Source organism: Acetobacterium sp., from assembly GCF_030652775.1.
In the GTDB taxonomy this organism is placed as follows: Bacteria; Bacillota; Clostridia; order Eubacteriales; family Eubacteriaceae; genus Acetobacterium.
Window position 1 is genome coordinate 65,151 of record NZ_JAUSPS010000097.1, and the last position, 19,421, is coordinate 84,571.

Below are 19,421 nucleotides of genomic sequence, written 5' to 3' on the forward strand. Positions count from 1 at the left end.
TGAACACAAGGAGCAACGCAATGGAAAATGACTCTCAAAAACATATCGACGACATTGATCTCAATAACCAGAACAATACCTTTCAAACCGGGGAACTGTTCCGTTACCTTGGTTTTACACGGGATACATTAAGACATTACGAGGCCATGGGGTTTATCAACCCCTGTCATGATCAGACCAACAACTATCGCCAGTATGGTTTTGATGAAATATACAAGCTGCTGGTTATCGAATTTTATAAAAAAAGAGGTTTTTCCCTAGCTGAAATCAACCAGCTCCTTGACCAGGATCAGCTCACCCGTTTAACGGAGAACCTCAATCAAAAGCAGGCCGCCATTGAACAGGAGATTAAAAAACAGCAGCTGCTGCTGTTAAAATTAACCGACACCCAAGCATTTTGCCAGTCACTGCCCCAACACCTTAATCAGTTTTCAATCATGGACTTTCCACTTTATGAGATTGTCAGCTCTTTTTCGGCGATCTCCGCCTTCGACGAATATCAGGAAAAGGTTCTGGCTCATCTCAATCTTGCTGATGAGGATTTGCTTACCAATATGATCCGCTGTGTCACCTTTGATGCGTCCCAATATCACGATACTGAGATGCATCTTGTCGCCCCGGCTGCCGATCGGGAAATCGGTAAAAATTATCTCGACAACGGTTCCTGCCTTCATATTGTTGTTGAAGGCGGCCGGTACAGTGATGCTACCAATCAGGTCATCGACAAAACGCGGCTGGCGGCCTTTGAATGGGCTAATGAAAACCAGCTCCAGTTAACCGGAACCGTCTATCTGCATGTCCGTCTGATCCTCTTTCATGACAATATCGAACAGGCCTTTGTGGAGGCCTGGGCCCCCATTGATCAAAATAATTGACTAAAATAATTATTGACCTGGGGGCTGCCCCCGGCTTTATACTCTAGACATATCGTTAATGAGGAGTTGCAAATGAAAACAATGATTGTCAGAGAATTTCATGATTTTATGCTGCCGGATTCATATTTACTGGATTTGAGCGATCAAAAGATAAAAGGGTGCACCGGCTGTTGGATATGCTGGTGGAAAACACCGGGGCGCTGCGTCCATCATGATCTGGATCTCTTTTATCGTCACTATATTACCTCAGAAAAGGTCATCTTTTATCTCACCGTATCCCAGGGTTTTATCAGTGGCAATCTAAAAACCCTGTTTGACCGGATGATCCCCCTGTTTCTGCCCTATACCAATTATACTTCAGGTGAGTCCATGCATGATAAGCGCTATGAGCGCTATCCGGACATCGAAATTCATTATCACGATACTTTTTTAGAGGCGGCCGAAAAAAAAATCTTCGAAGATTATCTACAGCGAACATTTTACCAGTTTCACAGCAAAAATATCAGCCTGACTGGAGAACAACGAGGTGTTCGAAAATGAAAACACTGATTATCAACGGCTCCCCCCGGGCCAATCACGGGAATACCCAATTATTTATTGACCATTTTCAATCAGGTCTGACCCAACCGCTGCCGGTTCGCTATGTTTTGCGAGAGAACCCGACAACACTAGCCCTAGAGATGAATGACTATGACACCATTCTGCTGGCGATGCCCCTGTACATCCATGCCATGCCCGGGATTGTGATGAAGCTTTTTGAGGCGATGAATCCCCACCCCACCAATCATAAAAAAATCGGTTTTATTGTCCAGGCTGGTTTCATTGAAAGTTCAACTGCCCGGTATCTGGAAAACTATCTTTCATCTTTGGCCCACTATTTAAATTATACCTACCTCGGCACCGTTATTAAGGGTGATGCGGCAGCTTGTTCAATCCTGCCCCATTTTTTCTTTGGCAAGCTGTTTAAACAGCTTAAAGCTTTGGGTGCCGAGTATGAAAAAAATGAATCATTCGATCCGAACTTTGTTGAAAAGCTGGGTAATCCCGTTTATTTATCAAAATTTCAGGTGCGACTGTTGGAATCCTGCCTGGTTAAAAAGCTTGATCAGATTGGTTGGAACTGGAACCTCAAAAGAAACGGCTGTTTTGAAAATCGTTTTGATCAACCCTTTCTTTGATAGATGCTGATGATTACAGCGTCACGATTAAAAAGATCCGCCGTCATAAAAGCTACCGTCTGAGTAATTGTACACATTGCCACTAACCCCTGCAAAATTCCGACACCATTTTGACATGATTAATGGTTAGCATAATGGGCATACAATGATTGGAGGTGGTCATCATGGCTAAACCTAAAAAATTCAACCTGCGGCTGATGGTACAGATCTTTTTCTTTGCCCTTATCGCCCTTATTTCAGTGAATAAAACCCTGGCAGCTACGGGGATGGGGATTCCCTTCCTATCTGCGGCGTCTCTTCATGCTCTTTGCCCCTTCGGCGGGGTTGAGACCTTCTTTACCCTGGTCACAACGGGATTGTTTGTACCAAAAACTCAGATTTCCGCAATTATTCTAATGAGTCTGGTATTTTTGCTGGCGCTGCTCTTTGGCCCGGTTTTCTGTGGCTGGGTCTGTCCCTTTGGCGCCTTTCAGGAATGGATCGGCAAAATCGGAAAAAAGCTTTTCAAGAAACGCTATAACCATTTTATCCCCCCCAAAGTGGACAAGGTTTTGCGCTATTTACGCTATGGGGTGCTGGTCTGGGTACTGACGGTGACAGCGGTCTCTGGAGCGCTGCTGTTTGCTAATTTGGATCCCTATCATGCGTTGTTTAAATTCTGGACGGGAACGGTGGCGCTACCAGCCCTGATCCTTTTAGGCGTGATTACCATCGGCTCGTTGTTTGTGGAACGACCCTGGTGTAAATATGCCTGTCCCTATGGCGCTCTGCTGGGTCTTTTCAACAAGATCCGCATCTTTAAAATTCGCCGAAAAACGGAGACCTGTGTCAGCTGTCAGAAATGCAGCCGCAGCTGTCCGATGAATATTGATGTCTGCCGGAATGAAACGGTTACCAGTCTCAGTTGTATCAGCTGTTATGAATGCACCTCCGACCGGAATTGTCCCAAAGCCGAAACCCTGTTGGTTCAGGCCACCCAAAAAAGCCCCCAGGTTTCCATTGCCGTGGTGGCGATTGTAATGCTGACGGTATTTATTGGCGGGATTGTCGGATCGATGGTGCTGGGCATCTGGAGTTCAAAAACCAACGATCAGGGATCGGGCGGTAAGAACAACGGTAATGGACAGAAAAAGCAAGTTGAAATGCAAGAAGAGGTTTTAGATTAATCTGAAGAAGGACGAGCTGCCTTTCGCTCGGTCAGCAACTGTCACCATAATTTTCAGTTCCAATAAGAATTGTTTATAAGCGTATACGAATTTTATACAAACGTTTACAGTTTGTCTATTTACTTTTCTTTGTAGCGTGATATAATAGGCACATATCAAAAATCAACTCAATCATTTTCAGTAACGAGTGAAAAGAATCAATGTGTCAACAACTCAATAACAATTGCGACGCTGGCAATAAGATCAATGTACCGACCCGAGGTTGAAGGTGAAAATTTGACCATGATGAAATAATTGATTGACAGGCCGGGAAAACAATCTGCAACAAGTCAGATCTTCTAACTATTAAAAAGCGAAATCTTTTTAACAGCCGGATATCCCCTTATAAGTGTGTAATGTTTAAACTGAAAAGTGAAAAAGAAGGTTTTTGATAAAATCAAAAGAAGGAGTCCAAACGGATGACTACTGAGATTGTGAACTAGGCCGGTTTCGCAGGTTAAATGGCGGAATCGGTTCTAGTTCTTTTTTGGGTTGGAATGAGATGCTGCTGCTGGCAATCAGATTTCCATTTATTTTTCCATTAGTCTCAAAATATTAACTGGTCGGTTATCAACCTGCTCTAGGCATCTAAATCTTTGATAGTAACAGTTTTGGCATCGAATTCGATTAGACCATCCTGCCGCATTTTATTGAGCTCCCGGCTCAGGGACGACCGCTGAATGCCAAACCGCTGAGCCAGCTCTTTTTTTGATGACGACAGTTGGATCACCTGACTTTTCTGAACCCGGGACTCATACCGTAAGAAATCAATGATGCACTGGCGGATTGTTTTCATCAAGATGGCATTGATCTTGTCGGTGAGAATCAGGGTTTTATCGGAGATGGCTTTCATCAACCCGATCATAAAAATGCGGTTCATCTGGCACAGCTCCAGAATCAGCTCCTGATGAAGGTGAAGAATCACCGCTGGCGACTGAGCCAACACAGTCATCGGATAAGTGTTGCGGCTGGAAAAAATCAGATTGGCACCCAGTACATCCCCGTCCTGAAAAATACTGATGGTCAGGACATTCCCCTCGCTGTCCAGATTCTGGACAACCACCCGGCCGCTGAGAATTAAATCCATGGTCTGGCAGCATTCGTTCTGAAAATGGATCACCTGATCCTTTTCATACTCCCGTTTCTCATAGTAATGGGCTCTAAAAAACTGATTCAGGTCTTCATCCGGAAAATCAGAAAAAAGGCTGTGACTGGATAAAACTGCCATTAAATCCTGGTGATTCATAAAAAAACCTCCTATGTGTGACCGTGGTAACTTTTTATTCTGCTAATCTACAGTATACTATAGAAAATTCGAATTTTGAAGCTACAATTCACATGATCAACTTGGAGGTTGAAGGATGGATATTTTTACACTGATTTTCTGGGTGATTACCCTGGTATGGCTGGGATTTTCACTGAAAAAAGACAAGGGTAAAACCCTGAAGGCCATAAAAATGTCCGGGGGGATGATGAAAGGGATTGCCGGGGATATCCTCGGCATCTTGCTGTTGATTGGTCTGATCCTCACCTTTGTGCCGCCGGAGACCATTAAAGCTACTATCGGCCAGACCAACGAGGTAGTTTCTACGGTACTTTTTGCGCTACTGGGTAGCATCACCCTGATTCCCGCCTTTGTGGCCTTTCCGCTAGTAGCCTCACTGGTGGATGCCGGCGCCAGTATCGTTCCGATTGTCGCTTTTCTGACCACGCTGACGATGGTCGGGGTGGTAACCTTTCCGCTTGAAAAACGAGAATTCGGCCTGAAATTCACGCTGATCCGCAACTCTCTAAGCTTAATCTTTGCCCTGGTGATTGCTCTGACGATGGGGGTAATCTTATGACATTTTTGAAAAGCCAACTCAAAAACAACCGCTTTCTGATGATCGTGATTCTGGCTTATGTGGCAGTTGGAATTTTTTCCCCGGACAAATTTCTCCCGTCCCTGGGCAACACCTGGTATTATGTCAAGGAAATGCTGATGATCATGCCAGTAATCCTGCTGTTGACCTCGCTGATTTCAGCCTGGGTACCAAAAGAAACCATTGAAAATGCATTTGGCAAAAACTCGGGGATAAAAGGATCGCTGTTTGCTTTTTTACTGGGCAGTTTTTCAGCCGGTCCCATTTACGCCGCCTTTCCGGTCTGTAAAATGCTGCTGAGCAAGGGCGCCAGCATTGCCAACATTGTCATTATCCTGTCCACCTGGGCGGTGATCAAAATCCCGATGCTTATCACTGAAAGTAAATTTCTCGGCCCCGAATTTATGGTCGTCCGCTGGATACTGACCACCCTGGCGATTTTTCTGATGGGCTATATCACCTCCCGGTTTGTTAAACCAGAGGATCTTCCCGCCGACGATGAAGCCGCCGCTTTGGTTGATCCCCTTTCCCTGAATCCCGACTATTGTGTCGGCTGTGGCTTGTGCGCCAAAATCGCCCCCAGCCATTTCAAAATGGTTGACAAAAAAGCGACCGTCATCAGCCAGACCCTGTCGTCCGGCGATGGTCTGGCCATCAAGGACGCTGTAGCAAAATGTCCCTCACAGATTATCCGCTTTCATCCCTGAAAAATCCCCCTGATGCCGTTATTATTAGGCATCAGGGGGATTTTAATGTTTTTTTTAGCAGAAATCAACTGCGTCTATCAGTGATCCGCCCGAATTTCAACACTTTTCAAAGCTAAGCGCATCCAGCCTGATCAAAGTCATCAATCATCGCATCCAGTTGGGCGATGGTCTCTTTGCGAGTCAACACGTAATCGCTATCCGGCAGATCCATGAAAAAATCGGCAAACAGATCGATGATCCGCTCTTCTTTGAGTTCAATGGCTTTGAAAATAACCGCTTCGGCATCTTCGTAATGGAGCACCAGACGAATGGCTTCATCGGTCAGAAGAATTTCAAAAAAGCCATAATTAGCGTAAAGCTTGTCTGACATGGCATAAGCCTTAATCGCTCCAGCCGCTAGGTCATCCCGGGTTTTTTTAAGAAACGTAACCCCTTCCTCCCGGGTAAAGGGATGGCAGATATCCGGTGGAAAGAAAATGCATTGCCCCGAGATAAACCCCCGCAAATAATCCAGCGAAAAATAAGTGGTCATGGTTGACTTGCCCTTTTGCAACTGGGCATAAGTCGAAACAACGGCGTCCTGAAATAATTCATAGTAGGGCAACTCTTGATTGATCTTGGCTTCAATCATTTCCCTCGTAAAATACAGTCCAATGGCCGGAAGCGCATTCATAAGCTGATGGGTCACCCGGAACTGATCCATTCCGAATATTTTGTACAGATCCCGACTTTCTATAATAAACGCACCGGTCTTCTCCTGAAGACTGGCAAAATCATCCAGATAAAGCTTATGGATGCTGGCATCCTCATAAATGACGAGCCGTTTAAAGTCAGCAGAAATGGTCAGGGTCCGGTCTGAGGTAAGAATATAGTAAGGAAACAAGGCGCTGTGTTCAATCTCTCCTGCTTCATAATAAGCATAGTTAGACTGATAGGAGACATTTTTCAAAATCGAAATCGAGATCAGATATTTTAGCGTCGACAGATATTTATCCGTGGCCGATCCGTCACTGACCCGGGGCATGTGGACCACATCCTCTAGTATCAGACTTTTTTTATTCCCCATCAGCTGCTGAAAAATATGGTCGTAGACCGGCTCTTTTTCCCCTGCGATAAACATCCGGATCTGGGGAACGCCGGTATTGAAAAGTTCCCGGTCAATGGCGTTGCGAACGCTTTCCAGCACCGCTATTTCATCAGTGAAAATGGTTTGTGTGACGGGACAATCCACCCGAATCTGCCGCGATTCAGTTTTAGACATTTCTTTGGAAAACTGGATTTCCTGTTCGGTCAGCTCGGTAATGGTTTCAATGAGTGCGACAATTTTCTGGCGATTGTTATAACGTTGGGCACCCAGTTTCTGGATCTCATACAGTTCATACAATTCTGCTTCCTCAGCCGTTGATAAACGCAGAGTCTCGCACAATTCCCTTAAAAACGCTCTTGTCGGCAACCGTTCTCCTGTTTTAACCCGTTGTAAGGTGGTGCGGTTAAAATTCCCGATTCTGGCTAAAGACTGAACGTTTTCACCACTTTCATCAATCAGGTTATCAATTTTTTCACTGAATTTTGACATCGTCATACTCCTGAATTTATTTAATCTTTGGATGTGCTAATCTTAAACTATCTTACGATCCGTCACTGATCTTTGGATTTGATTATAACACAATCTGATTTTAAGAACTAGCTGGTTATATGGAGATAAACGATATGTAACGATAATAACATCGCCATCTTTTCAGGATTTCGCAAAAAAGCGTCATCCATTTTTCGAATGACGCTTTGTTTTGATTGTTTCGACATTTTTTTCTTGCTGTTTTCACTACCCCTGACAGCTTACGCCGTTTTAAGCACTCCCTTTTCACCACACAGCCTGGTTAGCTCTTCGCCGATGATCCGGGTCATCTGATTGAGGTCAATGTTTTCACCATTGAGGACGTCATACCAGCCGCCAGTCACGGCATCTCCGACGGTTTCTTTAAGGATGCCGCCGACGCCATTGTAGATTTTTATGATGGTTACGGTGGTTCCGCTTAAGGCCACCTGAATAACATATTTGTCTACCGGCGGAAACTGAATGCAGTGCATGATCCCTTTTCCGGTCAGCTGGGGTTCCCCACAGGGATAGTTTCCCGCAATCATAATCTCGTGAAGCTCTTCATAACTCAATTTTTGATTGAGTTTCACCTTGTCATAGCTTTTGATCATATCTTTTGATCCCTGTTTAAACTTGTCAAAAAATCCCATTATCCTACTCCTCTGCTAATTGAAATGGTATAAGAGGCCTTATAATCCCCTTCTCTCAAAGTTTAACCCTTTCATCAGCTATGTACAATCGCCGTTCACACCGAAAATCAGCCATTCACGAAGTCCTTCATCGGAAATCAATACTGTGGCAACACATCACCCCAGGCAAATCGGGCAAATAGAACAATGGAAACCATAGCTGCCAGCAACCCTAACGCATAATTTAAAATGAGAAAAGCCCCCCCATTGCACAGAAATTTTTTACTGTCACTGTTTTTTTAATTACTGAATAATAAGATGATAGATTACAAACTGAACGGGTATTAGATTAATATAGATGACCGCAAAAGCCTTCACACTGTGGAAGGGAGGTGAAATTCATGAAAGATTCAGAATTTTGTCCAAAGTGCGGAGCAAAACTGGAACCTGGCGAACCATTCTGTGGGAATTGCGGCTTTGATACCGATTTATCCGACCATGCAACACCAGTTCCTCAAGATTCGATTCAACCGGTTCAAATGGCATCAGCCCAAATGGCTGGATACCCAAAAACGACATCGTCCGGATCGCAGAAGACCGTGATCATCATCCTGGCTGTTATTCTAGGCGTAATCGTTCTGATTGGAGTCACCACATTTTTATGGTTCAGTCTCAACGGCAGAAATAACGGTAATCCGGCAACCACCGGCGATCAGACCACTCAGGGATTGACTGGCGAAAAACAGCTGGTAATCGCTCTGCCTTCCTATTCCTTAAACGAAGGCAGCTACACCTCATCCCAGCAAATTGAAATCAACAAACCTGCGGGCGATGGGATTCAGGTGTATTTTACCATTGACGGAGCCGACCCGACTGACAAGTCAAGCCGGTATGAAGCCCCCATCGTTTTAAACGCTTCGGCAACCGTAAAAAGCATTGCCATTGACAAAAACGGAAATAAAAGCGACATCAAGACAGGTACCTACACCATTACCATTCCTCAACAGACAACGACTCAGCAGGCCACGACCCAGCAGCAAACCACCGCAACCACAACACCGGCTGTAACCGTCGAGCCCGAAGTCAATGAATGGCAACAATTCGAAAATTACATCAGCGGCACCTGGAAGTGGACAGACAGCAGCGGGTTTACGCTTTATTATCAGTTCAGTGGGGGAATGCTTCTGGTGACAGACGGCGGCAGCGACTATTATTATGATTACTACTCATCAACAGTTTCGACGGGAACAAACGGCACCATCGGCACCATCTATACCGGTGGCGACCAGCTGTATATTGACTGTAACCCGTTGGGCGACAATGCCATCTATATCAATGGTTATCTTTGCACCTATGTACAATAACAAAATTTGCAGCTAAAAAACAGAAAGGAGTCCGAACCATGACAATGGAAAAACGAAGCTGAGGCTGATTCTGCACAAGCAATGCGGAATCAGCCTCAGTACTTTTTTGCTGGCATAAGCTGATCCGATTCGAATGATGCGCAATCTACTATTTTTCTCATCGAAACGGTCTGCCAGCTTGACGCCGTCATGTTGTTTCGATATAATCGAACCATCCTGTATATCCTAGGTTGGTTGTCTTAGTACGGCCATCATCAGCGAATTTTATTGTGAAAGGTGAACAAGTCGTGGCGCTATTTTTTATTTTACTTCTGGGTTTCATCAGTATCGTCACTGCCCTGCTGATGGTCTTCTTTTCCGGCAAAATGATCCCCTTCGCCGATGCCAACGGCCAGGTGCTGCCGGGCAGCTTGTCAGAAAAATCCTGGGTACCCATCAACGGGGTGGAAATGGGGATGATTATCAAAACCCGCGACCAGACCCGACCGGTGTTGCTCTTTGTCCATGGCGGCCCGGGGATGCCGGAGTATTGGCTTAACGAAAGCCATCCGTCCCACCTTGAAGAACTGTTTACGGTGGTGTGGTGGGATCAGCGGGGCGCCGGCCTGTCTTACAGCGACGCAATCCCCCCGGAGACCATGACCACCACCCAGATGGTAGCCGATACCATTTCAGTGACCCAATATCTGCGCCAGCGATTTCGCCAGGATAAAATCTATCTGATGGCTCATTCCTTTGGCACCTATATCGGGATTCAGGCGGCCGCCCAGGCACCGGAGCTCTACCATGCCTATATTGGGGTAGCTCAGTCGGTCAACCTGGCGCTGTCAGAAGAGCTGGCTTATGAATTTATGCTGGACTTCTATGTCAATGATAAGAAAAACCGGGAGCTACTAAAAAAAGCCCCTTACGGCACCGCCGCCTATGAACGCATCCGCGATCGGGTGATGCATGAGGCCGGTATCGGTACCACCCACAAGATGTATTCGGTGATTGCCGGTATTTTTCTGGCCGTGATGAAGCACCGGGAGTATATGCTTAAGGAGAAGTTCCACATCTGGCAGGGCAAAGCGTTTTCTAAAAACTCGGTGCTTAATGACGAATTTCGCCAGGCCAATCTCAGCGATATCGTCACCCGCTTAAACATTCCCGTTCTGTTTTTCTCTGGCGCCTATGATTACACTGTCAACCACCTTTTAACTGAGGTTTATCTGGAAGAAATCAAAGCCCCGAAAAAGCACTTCTATCTTTTTGAAGACTCCGCCCACAGCCCAATTTTTGAGGAACCAGAGGTGGTGCTGGAGATTTTGAAAGATTTAATCCTCTGATGATAAAAACAACCTGGACGTATTGAACGCCCAGGTTGTTTTTTAATTATAGTTATTTAATACTTATCCATTTCCACTTCGTCCAGGAAAATATCAATTTGTGGTGACGATGAGCTTACTGGCTTTGGTGCCAATTGCGGCAGGGTTCTGATACTGCTTCCAGAGCTTTTACCTTTGAGACGGAAGGCGCCCACCATTTGCTTTAGGATTTCGGCTTGTCCGGAAAGTTCTTCACTGGCAGCGGCGCTTTCTTCGGCGGTAGCTGAATTAATCTGGACCACCTGGGAAACCTGTTCAATCCCTTGATTGATCTGGGCAATTTCTGATGCCTGATCATTGGATGCCTGGGCAATGTCTCCGACCAGACTGGTCACCTTCTCAATTTGATTGAGTATTTCTTTTAAGCTATCAGCTGTTTGTCCGGCAATTTTTGAGCCCACTTCGGTTTTCGAAATCGAACCCTCAATCAATGTCGTTGTTTCCTTGGCAGCTTCGGCACTTCGAGCCGCCAGAGTCCGTACTTCTTCGGCAACTACGGCAAAACCCTTACCATGTTGTCCGGCTCGAGCGGCTTCAACCGCTGCATTCAGAGCCAGAATATTGGTTTGGAAAGCAATGTCATCAATAACCTTGATAATCTTGGAAATATTGCTGGAGGCTTCATTGATTTCTACCATCGCCGATACCATCTGAGCCATCTGCACATTGCCCAACTCGGCATTGGTTTTAACTTCAGATGCCAGTTCATTAGCGTTATTGGCATTTTTGGCGTTTTGCATCGTTTCACCAGCTACTTCCTTCATAGAAGCAGTGAGTTCCTGAATAGAACTGGCCTGTTCCGTGGTTCCCTGTGATAGCGCCTGTCCGCCGTCTGAAATCTGAATGGCACCGGCTTCTACTTGACCAGCAGCCTCATTGATATCCGACATGGTGTTACTGAGGTTGGTTGTAATCTCGTTGAGCGCCGTTTTAATAGCCTGGAAATCGCCCAGGTATTCTCCGGTAATTTCCAGATCCAGATTACCTTCACCCACTTCTTTTAGCGTATAAGCAATTTCATCCACATAACGTTTCAGAAAGACAACGGTCTGATTCATATCATCTTTAATTTGGGTGTAATCACCGTTGTAATTGCCGACCATGCCGGTGTTAAGATTCCCCTGGGCTAGTTCTTTTAAGGTTGCTGAAGCTTCCTGCACTGGTGCAACCACGGCGTCCAGGGTGGCATTGACACCGTCAACAATTTTGGCAAAATCACCCTGATGCTGGCTGGCATCGGCGCGGGTATTCAGTTGACCCTCAATCCCGGCTTGTGCCAACATGGTGGCATCACTGATGAGATTTTCAACCGAATCCTTCACTTCCGATAAACTGTTTCGGATTTCAGCAAACTGAGCACTGACTTCAGAGGTATACTCATCCGCTTCACCGATCATTAAGTCAAACGTCAGATCTCCCTGAGCCAGACAGGTCAGATTATTAGCCAATCGAGCCACCTCGGTGCTGGTATAATTGCTCACTCGGATCATTGGGGTCAGATCGGATACAATTTCCACAAAACCGACGTTTTCACCTTTAGCATTTTTTAGATAGGCGGTATCCTGCTTATTGTTTTTGCCGCACCAGTCAAAATAAGTCTCACCAATACCCTGATCAACCAGGCGACGGATACCGCAGCCTTCTGTCTGACAAATGTTGGCCCCAGCATGGTGGCAGTCCATCCCCACTGCCGCTTTCCGATCAGCGATAACCTTACTTTCAATCATCAGCGTTTCAAATGCTTTGTTCATAAATGCCCATTTCATGTCATTATCAGTAACATGTAGGGGAAATGGCACCGAGTCAATGATGGCCTCATACCAAACCATCTTGTCGACCACTGTATCCAAAGTATCATTAACGCCCTGAACAATCTTTTTAAACCCACCTTCAAAGGCATCTGCATCGCCCCGAGTTTGCCATTGACCAGCCAGCGCTGCATTTGACAGCATGGTGGCTTCACTAATCAGTCCCCGAATCGTTTCGACAGTCTGTTTCAGAACCGGGGTCACTTCATTAGTTGGATCAGTCACCACAACGTCTAATGAAACATCGCCGTTAGAAATTTTCTCCATTAAACCAATAATCCCAAATTGAAAGGTATCCGCTAGTTGGTTGAGGGAATCGGTCATTTCTCCCACCTCGTCCTGGGAGGTGATTGCCAGACGGTCGCCGAGATGCCCGGCATTTATTTCCTTGATCATCTGATTGGCGGCAATCACCGGCTTAGCAATGCGTTTAGAAATAATATAAGAGATCACCGCTCCAGCCACCAAAATTGCCAGTGCAAACATAATAATCGTATTACGAAGCTGCACAATCGGTGCCAGCATAACTGATTCGGATTCAGTGATGACCAGGGTCCATTCCGTTTTCGGGATTGGTGCCACAAAAGCCAGTTTGGTGTCGCCGTTATATTGATACTCAAAATCAGCAACTTCATTTGAACCGAGATTTTTGAACATCGCACCAAAACCCTCGGGTCCATCTTTTTCAATATTGTCAAAGACGTTAGTCTGGTCCAGAACTATTTCTTCACTGGGATGAGCCATCATCCCGCCGCTGGCACTGATCACATAGCCATATTTATTTTTACCATCTCCAAGCGTTTTAGTAATCGCACTTAAGAAATTGGCATCCCGTCTGCCCAGCAGGACTCCGACAACCTGATTATCTTTTTTAATCGGTACCACTTCAAAAACTGCTGGTTTTTTAGTTACCTGACTGATAGCAACATCCGATATGTACGCATTACCCTTGAGCGCTTCCTGATACCAAATCTCATTTGGTACATCGAATTCACCGCCGCTGACAACATACTTGCCATGGCCATTCGTTCCAATCACTGCCATATCTTGATACCCTAACCGTTCCACATCAACAGATATGGATGCGAACTGGGTAGCAAATTCCATACCGGTGGTACGATCCCGAAGGGCAATTTCATTCAGTGTTTTCAGATTGCCTGAAATTTCAGCCCCAATAAGGTTAGCTGATTCCTCCACATATTCCAGCCCATCAACTTCCGTTCCCTGATCAATAATGGTTGCACCAGTATTGATCACCAGAATTCCCAACGTGATGATAGCTGCGGCTAGGGTCAGCACCGTTAAAAGGATTAACTTGGTAGTTAATCGCATTTTAATATTAAAGCTACTACCGTCATTCTGGTTGTTAATTGAATCAATTTTTTCCATCTTCATCATTTACTCCTTCATTTTTTTCGGATGCAACCACCCTTTTTTTATGCTTCTTTGGTATATTTTCACTCTTTGATGCAAAGCAAATTAAATTTATTAGTATTTAAAGATTACTTTATCAAAGACTAGTATTAAAAGTTAGGATTTAGTCGTATTTAAACCTTGAAAACCGCAATGTTTAGGATTATACTATAACGGTCTCAACAAATTCTCAACAAACTTACCGTAAAGTACAATACAAGATTGTGGAATCCTGTTCTTTGCGCTTCAATCTTATATCATAATGCTACGGAGGTAGTAATTAATATGAGCAAACAATTAATAGCTAATTCGAAAATTGATTTTCAACTTCTGGTCGATAAACTCAAAGAATACATCTGGGTCTTTGATGTCGCCCTTGAAAAATTCGTATATGTCAGTCCCTCCATCTACCAATTAAGAGGACTCACTGTGGAAGAAGCCATACAGGAAAGCATGACCGATTGCTTAACCCCTGAATCCCTTCAGAAAATAACAAACAGCGGACTTCGCCGATATCAGCGGTTTATGGATGGCGACCGAAGTGATGCCATCGTCTATGACCTCAGTGAATATGCCCAATATTGCAAAGATGGATCGACTAAGATCATTGAAACCTCAACTCGACTTGAAATGAATCTGGCTACAAATAGTCTGCTTGTGATCGGTGTTTCCCGGGATATTACAAAACGAAAACTCCATGAAAAGAAACTCATTGATACCATCCGCAATCAACAAGAATTGATAAACAACCAAAAACAACTAAACGAATGCACGCCCGAGCTTTATGTTTATTTTTTCGGAAAATTCAGAGTATTGACTAAAAACGGCTTCAAACCGATCAAATGGCGAACCGCTAAAACCGAAGAGTTATTTGCTTTTTTATTACATAAAGAATCTCAATGTATATCAAAAACTGAAATACTGGAAGCCCTGTGGCCGGATTTTGAACCGGAAAAGGCCAACAAACATCTCCATACCACCGTTTACAATCTGAAAAAGAATTTAAAAGCGGTTGATGTATCCTTTCAACTGGAGCTGATCAATGGTTTTTATTGTATCGACTCACACCACTTTTATTCCGACCTTGGCGAACTAAACAACTTGATCAAAACCACTGTGAATCCCTATGATTCCTGTGATATTGAGACTGTCCCAAAAATCGAACAGTTCATATTATTATTTGAAGGTGATTATCTGGCCGACAATGATTATCTCTGGGCTTTATCTCAATCAACTTTCTACCGACAACAGTTTGAAAAATATGTATTTGATCTGGCCCGGCATTATTTTTTTAAACGCGATTACATGTCAACTAAACGTATATTAAAAAAACTGATTGAAATTGATAATCTCAATGAAAGTTATCACCAACTCCTGTTGAACATATTTCTATTTGATGATGATTTTATCTCCTTTGTCCGCTATTATGACCATCTAGAGACTCTGCTTCAAAAGGAACTGGGCCAACTCCCCAACGGCTCTATCCAAAAAATGAATCAGCATTACCGTAAATATGCTGAAGAGGATATAAAAAACGAAAAATCTCATTTTTGAAGAATACCGGTTTCATTATCGTGGTTTTTATTTTTGAATAGTCGATCGGGATTTTTCAGTTTGCAAATACTTTAACCACCACAAAACCCTGAGAAAACTCAGATCATTATGAGTTTTCTCAGGGTTTTCAATTGTTGCTAGTGATCAGGCGAACTCAAACCTCTCCTTCGTTCATTTCAGCAATTGCTTTATCCCGATTTCCACCTTCTTTTTTCATCGGCAAACTGGTTTTAGTCAACATTAAAGCAAGTACCAGTGCTATAAAAACAAGCACAGTCAGGATAATAAAAACCACATGCAAAGCGGCATTCAACGCTAAAGCAACCTGTTGACCAGTAAGTGTGATCCCCTGACCAGTGGATTCATATAAATCATTGGGATTTACTCCCCAAATGCCGCTACTATTAAAATACTGAACAATCTTCAGATTAAATACCGATCCGAAGATGCTGATACCAATGGTCTGTCCCAATGTCTTCAGCAATGTATTGGTCGCCGTTGCTGCGCCCCGCTGACTGTAACCCACTGACTCCTGGATGAGGATAGTCAGAATAGTCATGGCTCCGCCCATACCAAAACCAATGATAGCAACATAGAGGATTACCAGAATCAACGGCGTCTGGATTCCCATGGTAGGCAGCAGCAGAATCCCCAATAATAGAATTACAGTTGCAATGATGGTCACGGTTCTCCCGCCATGGCGAATGATCAACCGCCCCAATACCACCGATGCAATCAGCCAGGTGATGGTCATGGAAATCAACGCCAGACCAGATACAGTGGGACTGAATCCCAGCACATTCTGAAGGTAGATCGGCAAATAAACATCCGCACCTATTAAAACAGCTGCCAGTAAAAAGCTAATGCTATTCACCATCTGATTGGTTTTTGTTAAAATTTCCAACGGCACGATCGGCTCAACGGCCTTTTTCTCAATGCGATAAAAAACAACCAGTAATAAAAGTGTTCCCACAACCGACATACCAATGAAACTTCGACTGTAATTCAAAAACTTGGCGGACAGAAAAATATTAAAAAATACTAGCATCGCTGCCGTCAAGGTGCCAATCCCAGCATAGTCGATGATCTGTTTTTTCTTTTCAAAGGATTCTTTTAGGTTCCGCTGAATCAAGAAAATGGATAGGATGCCAAAGGGAATATTAATAAAAAAGATCCAATTCCAAGAAAGCAAATCAATAAAGACGCCACCCAACAGTGGTCCCACCAGACCGGCAATCCCCCAAACTGTCCCTAGACTGCCCTGGACTTTGGGACGTTCTTCTAGAGTGAAAATATCCCCGACAATGGTGTAGGTCAGGGTGAAAATTGCACCGGCTCCCAGCCCCTGGATGGCCCGAAAGCCGATCAGCATGTCCATGGTCATGGCAAAACCACAAAGGGTGCTCCCTAGCAGAAAGATGATAATGCCAATCGAAATTACATTTTTACGGCCGTAAAGATCAGCGAGTTTGCCATAAATCGGCGTTGAAATTGCTGAGGTTAATAAATAGGCAGAAAATACCAGACTGATATTTTCAAACCCATTTAAATCTTTGGCGATGGTGGAGGCGGCGGTGGTAACGACCGTCCCTTCCACTGCTGCCAGAAACATTGCCACCATTAGTGCGAGTGTAATTTTTTTTTTGCCGCCTGCTGTTTTCATCATTTATGCATCTTTCCTTGCCTGTTCTCATTTAGAATGCTAAGCGCAATCACGCCGCATTTATCACTGCGTTCTGACATCAATTTTTATATTATAGCAAACAAAACCGGCTAAATCCAGCGACTCCGGATTAATCCGTTTTTGTGTGGTTGCCTATCTGCGTCTGATTTTTTGTCCTATTTAAAACGACGCGAAGGTTCGCAGCTCATAGCTATCCTGACCACATCGCAAAAAAAGGCTGCCAACCCAAAGGTTTGGCAGCCTTTTTATTTAATATTTAAATTTGATGCTTGTTGATTCTAGTAATTCTTATCGGCGTAGCCAACCCAGCCGCCTTCTTTGACCAGGGTCTTGTCAAATTCGCCAACCTTGAAATCAATGGTTTCGGATTTGCCATCGGCCTGAATGTTAATCTGGTTACCATCCACATCAATTTCCATGGTCACGGCTTTGCCGGCATAGTTGTGAAACAATCCGTCAATCTTTTCTTTGGGCAATTCAATGGCGAACATCCCGCAGTTGTACATATTCTGCCTAAAAATCCGGGCAAAGCTTTCAGCAATTACCACGTTGATGCCATTAACTTCCAGAGCCCAGGGCGCATGTTCTCGGGACGAACCGCAACCGAAGTTTTCCCGGGTCACTACCACGGCCTTATCCTGGGTATCTGCCCGGGAAAAGCCTGGTAATACCAGATCCTCCAACAGATTCGGTTTTAAAGCCTCTTTAGTAATTTCGGTCAGATATTTTGCCGGGATAATCTCATCAGTGTTAATATCGCTGCGATCTAAAAATAATACATTTCCTATAAATGTCTTCATGTCGTTCCCCCTTTTTAAACCTTGAATAATAAAGAATTTACAATCGTTCCGGTAATGGCGGCGGCGGCGGCTGAGGCTGGACTCATCAGGTGAACCATGCCGCCCTTACCCATCCGGCCGTTGAAATTACGGTTGGTTGTTGAGGCACACACTTCGCCTTCCGCCAACACCCCGTTGCTCATGCCCAGACAGGCACCACAGGTGGGGTTGGTCACGCAGAAGCCGGCATCCTGGAAGATTTCAATGATGCCTTCTTTTAAGGCCATGGAGTAAATGGCTGGAGTAGCTGGACTGACAATGGCACGAACATTGTCGCTGATTTTTTTGCCTTTAAGAACATCAGCGGCGATCCGCAAATCTTCAATCCGACCATTGGTGCAGCTACCGATATAGATCTGATCGACTTTGGTGCCCGTCATTTCGGCCACGGTTTTGACCTGATCGGGCTTGAAACCAACGGTAACCATCGGTTGCAGTTCCGAAACATTGTATTCCAGCACCCGTTCGTACTCAGCATCAGCATCGGAAACCCATTTGGAATAATCGGCCAGGGCATCAGCTTTGGTGGCAAACTCGTCCTGGATGAAGTCCCAGAGATAATCCACGGTGGTCATATCGGGATAGCAGATCCCACAGGTGCCGCCAGCTTCGATAGCCATGTTGCACAGGGTCATTCGGGATTCCATCGACATGGCGTCCACCACTGGACCGGTAAATTCAATGACCATGTTGGTAGCACCGTTGACGGTCAGCTCTTTGATAATAAATAAGATCAGATCCTTGGCATAAACTCCCGGTTTCAGTGCTCCGGTGAGGACAATTTTAATGGTTTTAGGAAAATGGAAGGCACAAACTCCTTTTAAAATCCCGACTTCCAGGTCAGTGGTGCCGATTCCGGCCGCAAAAGCCCCAAAGGCCCCATGGGTACAGGTGTGAGAGTCGCCCATGATGATGGTATAACCTGGCCGGACAAATCCTTTTTCCGGGAAGATGGCATGACAGACGCCGTTTTTGCCGATATCGAAAAAGTCCTTGATATCATGTCGTCTGGCCCAGTCCCTGAGGATTTTTCCCTGGGCCGCAGTTTTTGAATCCTTGGCGGGGGTCACATGGTCGATAACGGCTTTGATCTTGGTGGGATCGAAAACCCGATCCATCCCCCGCGCCATCAGATCGGTGATGGCAATTGGTGTGGTGATTTCATGACAGAAAACCCGGTCCAGTTTTAACACATGTGTATCTGGAAACGGCTCATCTACCCGATGTGCATCAAATATTTTTTCAGCTATTGTCTTACCCATTTTAATCTCCTTCTTTTTTTGTCACTTTCTTAATCTCAATAAACTTACATCTTATTATGACATAAACCTGTAAATAG

16 protein-coding genes are annotated in these 19,421 nt (G+C 44.8%); 9 read left to right on the top strand and 7 right to left on the bottom strand.

Features of this window, described 5'->3' with window-relative positions:
- Positions 1–20: 20 nt before the first annotated feature.
- The 4 genes from Q7J41_RS17310 to Q7J41_RS17325 all read left to right on the top strand — a co-directional run bounded on the left by Q7J41_RS17310 (position 21) and on the right by Q7J41_RS17325 (position 3,219).
- Entirely contained in the window at positions 21–875 is an 855-nt protein-coding gene (locus Q7J41_RS17310; RefSeq protein WP_304889689.1) for a MerR family transcriptional regulator, read from the top strand.
- Positions 876–947: 72 nt separating this feature from the next.
- Positions 948–1,415, top strand: a complete 468-nt coding sequence (locus tag Q7J41_RS17315) for a flavodoxin family protein (protein WP_304889690.1) — start codon at positions 948–950, stop codon at positions 1,413–1,415.
- A complete protein-coding gene (locus Q7J41_RS17320; RefSeq protein WP_304889691.1) occupies positions 1,412–2,053 on the top strand; it encodes an NAD(P)H-dependent oxidoreductase in 642 nt (213 codons plus the stop codon). Before Q7J41_RS17315 ends, Q7J41_RS17320 begins: the two co-directional genes overlap by 4 nt.
- A 164-nt stretch (positions 2,054–2,217) precedes the next feature.
- The gene (locus Q7J41_RS17325) at positions 2,218–3,219 is read left to right on the top strand and encodes a 4Fe-4S binding protein (RefSeq protein WP_304889692.1); all 1,002 of its coding nucleotides are present in this window, start codon (positions 2,218–2,220) and stop codon (positions 3,217–3,219) included.
- 619 nt (positions 3,220–3,838) lie between these two features.
- Here the strand turns inward: Q7J41_RS17325 and Q7J41_RS17330 are convergent.
- Entirely contained in the window at positions 3,839–4,504 is a 666-nt protein-coding gene (locus tag Q7J41_RS17330; RefSeq protein WP_304889693.1) for a Crp/Fnr family transcriptional regulator, read from the bottom strand.
- Positions 4,505–4,619: 115 nt separating this feature from the next.
- Here Q7J41_RS17330 and Q7J41_RS17335 point away from each other — a divergent pair, with 115 nt between their 5' ends.
- Complete coding sequence (locus tag Q7J41_RS17335; RefSeq protein ID WP_304889694.1) at positions 4,620–5,102, top strand: permease; 483 nt, start codon at positions 4,620–4,622, stop codon at positions 5,100–5,102.
- Positions 5,099–5,827: a permease gene (locus tag Q7J41_RS17340; protein ID WP_304889695.1), complete on the top strand. Its 729-nt coding sequence runs from the start codon at positions 5,099–5,101 to the stop codon at positions 5,825–5,827. The genes Q7J41_RS17335 and Q7J41_RS17340 overlap by 4 nt, the downstream gene beginning before the upstream one ends.
- Before the next feature lie 112 nt (positions 5,828–5,939).
- On the opposite strand, the gene Q7J41_RS17345 is transcribed toward Q7J41_RS17340, so the two are convergent.
- Together Q7J41_RS17345 and Q7J41_RS17350 are read right to left on the bottom strand one after the other, a co-directional pair.
- Positions 5,940–7,403 (bottom strand): hypothetical protein, encoded by a 1,464-nt coding sequence (locus tag Q7J41_RS17345; protein WP_304889696.1) that lies wholly within the window; start codon positions 7,401–7,403, stop codon positions 5,940–5,942.
- Between the two features lie 260 nt (positions 7,404–7,663).
- On the bottom strand, positions 7,664–8,074 hold the full coding sequence (locus Q7J41_RS17350) for a hypothetical protein (RefSeq protein ID WP_304889697.1): 411 nt from the start codon (positions 8,072–8,074) through the stop codon (positions 7,664–7,666).
- A 380-nt stretch (positions 8,075–8,454) separates the two neighbouring features.
- Here Q7J41_RS17350 and Q7J41_RS17355 point away from each other — a divergent pair, with 380 nt between their 5' ends.
- On the top strand, positions 8,455–9,417 hold the full coding sequence (locus Q7J41_RS17355; RefSeq protein ID WP_304889698.1) for a chitobiase/beta-hexosaminidase C-terminal domain-containing protein: 963 nt from the start codon (positions 8,455–8,457) through the stop codon (positions 9,415–9,417).
- Positions 9,418–9,704: 287 nt separating this feature from the next.
- A complete protein-coding gene (locus tag Q7J41_RS17360) occupies positions 9,705–10,745 on the top strand; it encodes an alpha/beta fold hydrolase (RefSeq protein ID WP_304889699.1) in 1,041 nt (346 codons plus the stop codon).
- A gap of 56 nt (positions 10,746–10,801) precedes the next feature.
- On the opposite strand, the gene Q7J41_RS17365 is transcribed toward Q7J41_RS17360, so the two are convergent.
- Positions 10,802–13,990, bottom strand: coding sequence for a methyl-accepting chemotaxis protein (locus Q7J41_RS17365; RefSeq protein ID WP_370651042.1), 3,189 nt, complete (start codon positions 13,988–13,990; stop codon positions 10,802–10,804).
- A gap of 300 nt (positions 13,991–14,290) precedes the next feature.
- Between Q7J41_RS17365 and Q7J41_RS17370 the strand changes: the two genes are divergently transcribed.
- On the top strand, positions 14,291–15,559 hold the full coding sequence (locus Q7J41_RS17370; protein WP_304889700.1) for a PAS domain S-box protein: 1,269 nt from the start codon (positions 14,291–14,293) through the stop codon (positions 15,557–15,559).
- Positions 15,560–15,713: 154 nt separating this feature from the next.
- On the opposite strand, the gene Q7J41_RS17375 is transcribed toward Q7J41_RS17370, so the two are convergent.
- The 3 genes from Q7J41_RS17375 to Q7J41_RS17385 form a co-directional block, all read right to left on the bottom strand.
- On the bottom strand, positions 15,714–17,225 hold the full coding sequence (locus Q7J41_RS17375; protein ID WP_304889701.1) for an MDR family MFS transporter: 1,512 nt from the start codon (positions 17,223–17,225) through the stop codon (positions 15,714–15,716).
- A 296-nt stretch (positions 17,226–17,521) separates the two neighbouring features.
- Entirely contained in the window at positions 17,522–18,043 is a 522-nt protein-coding gene (locus Q7J41_RS17380) for a 3-isopropylmalate dehydratase small subunit 2 (protein ID WP_304889702.1), read from the bottom strand.
- A 14-nt stretch (positions 18,044–18,057) separates the two neighbouring features.
- Positions 18,058–19,344 (bottom strand): 3-isopropylmalate dehydratase large subunit, encoded by a 1,287-nt coding sequence (locus Q7J41_RS17385; RefSeq protein WP_304889703.1) that lies wholly within the window; start codon positions 19,342–19,344, stop codon positions 18,058–18,060.
- Between the last annotated feature and the right edge of the window lie 77 nt (positions 19,345–19,421).